This is a genomic window from Corallococcus praedator, from assembly GCF_003612125.1.
In the GTDB taxonomy this organism is placed as follows: domain Bacteria; phylum Myxococcota; class Myxococcia; order Myxococcales; family Myxococcaceae; genus Corallococcus; species Corallococcus praedator.
In genome coordinates this window covers 1-4,488 of sequence record NZ_RAWI01000574.1, presented here as the reverse complement: position 1 = coordinate 4,488, position 4,488 = coordinate 1, and the positions used below count along the sequence as shown (strand labels likewise).

Annotated in this window: 2 protein-coding genes and 1 pseudogene; 2 read left to right on the top strand and 1 reads right to left on the bottom strand. The window is 72.7% G+C overall.

Going from position 1 to position 4,488, the window contains the following annotated elements; all coding sequences use genetic code 11:
• The first annotated feature begins 241 nt into the window (after window positions 1–241).
• Window positions 242–2,512 carry a PAS domain-containing protein gene (locus D7Y13_RS38990; RefSeq protein ID WP_120586082.1) on the top strand — a complete coding sequence of 757 codons (2,271 nt, stop codon included), beginning with the start codon at window positions 242–244 and terminating at the stop codon, window positions 2,510–2,512.
• A 14-nt stretch (window positions 2,513–2,526) separates the two neighbouring features.
• Here the strand turns inward: D7Y13_RS38990 and D7Y13_RS38985 are convergent, their stop codons facing one another.
• The gene (locus tag D7Y13_RS38985; protein ID WP_120586081.1) at window positions 2,527–3,837 is read right to left on the bottom strand and encodes an MFS transporter; all 1,311 of its coding nucleotides are present in this window, start codon (window positions 3,835–3,837) and stop codon (window positions 2,527–2,529) included.
• Between the two features lie 158 nt (window positions 3,838–3,995).
• Here D7Y13_RS38985 and D7Y13_RS38980 point away from each other — a divergent pair.
• Window positions 3,996–4,488: pseudogene (locus tag D7Y13_RS38980) on the top strand (hypothetical protein); the annotation flags it as partial.

Below are 4,488 nucleotides of genomic sequence, written 5' to 3'. Positions count from 1 at the left end.
CCATCAGGGAGGGCATGACCATCTTCTCTCCACTCCGGGCGCGTCCAGGGGACAGGGACACGGTGAAACCCAGACTTCCGACAGCAGGCGTCCTGCTTCATCCGACCGGTGTCTCCGGAGAGGAAGCGGCCTGCGCGCGGGCGGTGGGTCCTGTCCCCGGTCGCCGCCACGTCGAGCTCGCCGCCCGCGGCAGGGCGGATCCGGCCGCGTCCAGGGACCCGTGGAAGCGTGTGGCGGCGGCATGAACCCCTTCGCCTCCACGGAGGACTCGCTCGCGGACCTCGTGCACGGGAAGCGGGAGGAAATCGTCCGGCGCTGGGTGGCTCGGATGGGGCCCTCCTTCGGGGACGAGCCTTCCTCGCTCCAGGAGCGTCTGCAGGGGATGCTCCGACTGGTGGACGGGCTGGTCCTCTCCCTGCGCCAGGGGCCGGGGGCGGAGTGGGCGGACGGCCCGGTCCGGGAGCCGGCGCGCGACCATGGCCGCAATCGCTTCCATTCCGGGGCCGCCGTGGAATCCATGGTGGAGGAGTACGCCCTGCTGCGCGACGTCATCCTGGATGCACTGGAGTCGTCCCACCGCGCGTTGAGGCCGGAGGAGCTGCGGGCCCTCTGGCGCGCGCTGGACGGGGGCCTGACGGAGTCGGTGGGGCACTTCGTCCATGAACACGAACGGGTGTTGAGGACGCGCGAGGGGCGGCTGCAGACCATCCTCGACCATGCTCCGGCGGCCATCTACGCCAAGGACGCGCAGGGCCGCTACCTCTTCATCAACCACCCCTTCGAGGTCATCTCCGGCCACTCGCGGAGCACGGTGCTGGGACACTCCGACCTGGAGCTGTTCCCCCGGGAGACGGCGGAGCGCTTCCTGGAGAATGACCGGCGGGTGCTGAAGGCGCGCAAGCCGCTGGTGTTCGACGAGGAGGTGCCCCAGTCCGACGGGCTCCACATCTACCACACGCTGAAGTTCCCCCTGCCCACCGTCGCGGATGGCGAGGCGTGGGTCGTGTGCGGCGTGTCCACGGACACCACCGTCACCCGGGTGCTGCGCCAGGAGCGGGACGAGGCCCGCGAGCAACTGCAGCGCGTGCTCACCCAGCTGCCCGTCGTCCTCTGGGCCTTCGACGCCCAGGGCATCATCACCCTGGTGGAGGGCGAAGGGGTCAAGGCCGTGGCCGAGCAGTCCGAGGCGATGCGCGGGCGCTCCGTGTTCGAGCTGCTGCGGGACCGGCGGGAGGTGTTGGAGGCCGTCCTGCGCGCGCTGGCCGGGGAGCGGCTGTCCATCGAGATGTACATGTTCGACATCTGGTTCGAGGTCCGCTTCCTGCCGGTGTTCGATGTGGACGGCCGGGTGGTGAGCGTGTCGGGCGTGTCGCTGGACATCACCGAGCGGCACCGGGCGGAGCAGGAGCTGCGCGAGTCGGAGACCCGCTACCGGCTGGCCACCCTGGCCACCCGCGACATCATCTGGGACTGGGATCTGCTGACGAATGAGATCCACTGGAGTGAGCTGGCGGCGCGCGTCCTGCGGCTGGATACGTCCAGGGACGCGGCCCCCTTGAACATGGCGTGGTGGGCCTCCAGCCTGCACCCCGAGGACCGCGTGCGGGTGACGCAGGAACTGCTGGACGCCATCGACAGTCCGGAAGGCCGCTGGGTGACGGCGTACCGGCTGCGGCGGGGCGATGGCACCTGGGCCTTCGTCGAGGACCGGGGCCGCGTGGTGAAGAACCTGGAGGGACGTCCGTTCCGCATGGTGGGCGCCATGCAGGACGTCACCGACCGGCACGCGGCCGAGACGGAGGCGAAGCGCCGCGCGGAGTTCGAGCAGCTGCTCATCGGCATCGTCGGGCACGACCTGCGCAACCCCATCTCCGCCATCACCATGGCGGCCACGACCCTGGCGCGGCGCGAGGACGCGGATCCGCGCGAACAGAAGGCCGTCGCCCGCATCCTCTCCAGCGCGGAGCGCGCCCAGCGCATGCTGCATGACGTGCTGGACTTCACCCAGGCCCGGCTGGGCGGCGGCATCCCCATGGCGCCCCGCTCGGTGGACCTCGTGGAGCTGGTGCGTCAGGTGATGGACGAGGTGCAGCAGGCCCACCCCGACCGGCGGCTGGAGGTGGACCACCGGGGCAACGCCCAACTGTCGTGCGACCCGGACCGGCTGGCGCAGGTCATCACCAACCTGGTGAACAACGCGCTCGCGTACGGGGACGCCCTCTGCCCGGTGCGCGTGCGACTGCGCGGTCATGCGGGGATGGTGACGCTCGCGGTGAAGAACCAGGGCCGCCCGATTCCGCCCGCCCTGATGCCGCACCTGTTCGAACCCCTCAAGCGCGCGGAGATCAGCGAGGGCAACCGCATGGCCCACGGGCTGGGGCTGGGGCTGTTCATCGTGAAGCACATCGTGGATGCGCACGCGGGCCGCCTGCGCGTGCGCTCCAACGCCCAGGATGGCACCACGTTCCTCGTGCACCTGCCGCGCCATCCCCCGCTGGAGGGGGGCGGGTAGGGGCATTGCGCCCCTCAGACGCGGGAGCGCCAGACGAGCGCGCCCCCCACCGCCACCAGCACGGGCAGGACTCCGGCGGTGAGCAGCGCGCCATGCGGCCCGGCCGTGTCCAGCAGCACGGCGACCAGCCCGCTGCCCAGCCCCAGGCCCAGCGCGAAGCTGGCGTTGGAGAGCGCGAAGCCCTCCGCCTGACGGCTGTCCGGAAGCTGCCGCTGCAGCAGCGTCGCCTGCATCGCCGACTGCGGCGCCAGGAAGAGGCCCGCCGCCGCCAGGGCCGCGCCCAGGGCCCAGAGGTTCGCCACCAGGCCCAGCGGCACCAGCAGCACGCCCCACAGCGCCAGGAACAAGAGACAGCGGCCCAGGATGACGCCGTCCCGGGTGACGCGTCCCTTCAGCGTGCCGGTGTACAGCAGGCCGCCCACGGCGCTCGCGGCGGACAGGAGCGCGGTGAGTCCACCCCAGGCCTCGGGACGCGAGCCCACCTGGACGAGCCGTGGCGGCAGCGCGGCGTCCACCACGCCCCAGCTCACCCCGACCGCCAGCGACGACAGGTAGAGGAGCCTCGGCAGTCCCCGGAAGAAGGGCGCGAGCGACGCCAGCGTGGCGGCCACCGGAGGTCCCGGCACCGGCTCGCGGTCCGGCAGGAAGCAGTTGAGCGCCAGCGCCGAAAGCCCGGTCAGCGCGATGGCGCCCACGCCCAGCGTCGCATCGGCCAGCGCGAGCATGCCCACCAGCGACGGGCCCAATATCCACTGCACCTCCATCAGCACCGCGTCGATGGCGAACGCCGCCTCCAGCCGCGCCCGGGGCACCAGCGCGGGGAGGAGCGCGCGGTAGGCCGCGACGACCCCCGCGGGCACCACGCCGCCCACCACCGACAACGGCAACAGCAGCCACAGGGACGCCTTGAGGTGGCACGCGAGCGCGAGCGCCAGGAACACCGTGGCCTGGGCGAGCAGGGGGTTGCGCAACCCGCCCGGCAGGCGCCGCCGGTCCAGGGTGCGGCCCCGGAACGGTGCCGCCGCGGCCATGCCCATCGCGTAGCCACTGGCCATCCACGCGCCCTGCGAGAACGCCCCCGTGGCCTGTTCGCCCGCCAGCAGCAACGCGAAGGGCGCCATCGTCCCGCCCAGCCGCGCGAACGCACTCGCCACCACCCAGCGGCGCCAGCCGGCCTCGCCCCACAACTCCCGCTGCGCCCGCCACGAACCGCCCGGCTGCAAGGGCGCCGCGTCCGGGCCCGGGACGTCTTCCGGCCCTGGCGCGGAGGTGCCGCCGGACGCCCCCCGCGCTTCGTCCCTCGCCGCGTCCTCCCGTCCCGCCATGGGCGTCTTCCTAGCGGAGATGGGTCCGGCCGTCTGCCCGGCGCAAGCCTTGAGCCTCCAGGAGCAGGGGCGCGCTTGCCCTGGGAGGACGGCCCGGGTAGCAACGGGGCCTCCGGTGGGGATGGCCTTGCCTTCCGGGTGTCGAGCGGAGGGTCGCAATGAACAAGAAGTGGGTCATCGGTGGGGTGCTGGGCGTCGTGGGGCTCGTCGTGGTGGGCCTGCTGGGGCTCGTCGCGCTGGGCGTCTGGGCGGACCGCGACATGGGCGGCTCGGGCGTGGACGCGCTCATGGACTCGCAGGCCCTCACCCAGCGGTTCGCGGAGCTCAACACCCGCTATCCCTTCACGCCGCCCCCGGCGGGCCAGGGGCTGAAGCTGGACGAGGCGCGGCTCGAGCCCTACCTGGCCGTGCGCGAGGCGACGCTGCCCGCCTACGACGTGCTCGCGAAGGAGTCCGTCGACTTCGTCCAGAAGCACAGCGCCGCCCTGGACCGCCGGGACTCGCGCACCCTGCTCAAGGCCGCCGGGGCCTCCCTGCGGATGATGGGCAAGGCCCAGGCCGTGCTCGCCACCAACCTGGACGCCCAGCGCATGTCGCCCCTGGAGTTCCAGGCCATCACCGCGGTGCTGTACCCGCCCCCGCCCCCGGCCG

Coding starts and splice junctions, on each gene's coding strand:
- D7Y13_RS38990 (WP_120586082.1), top strand. CDS start 242: ATGAACCCCTTCGCCTCCACGGAGGACTCGCTCGCGGACCTCGTGCAC.
- D7Y13_RS38985 (WP_120586081.1), bottom strand. CDS start 3,837: ATGGCGGGACGGGAGGACGCGGCGAGGGACGAAGCGCGGGGGGCGTCC.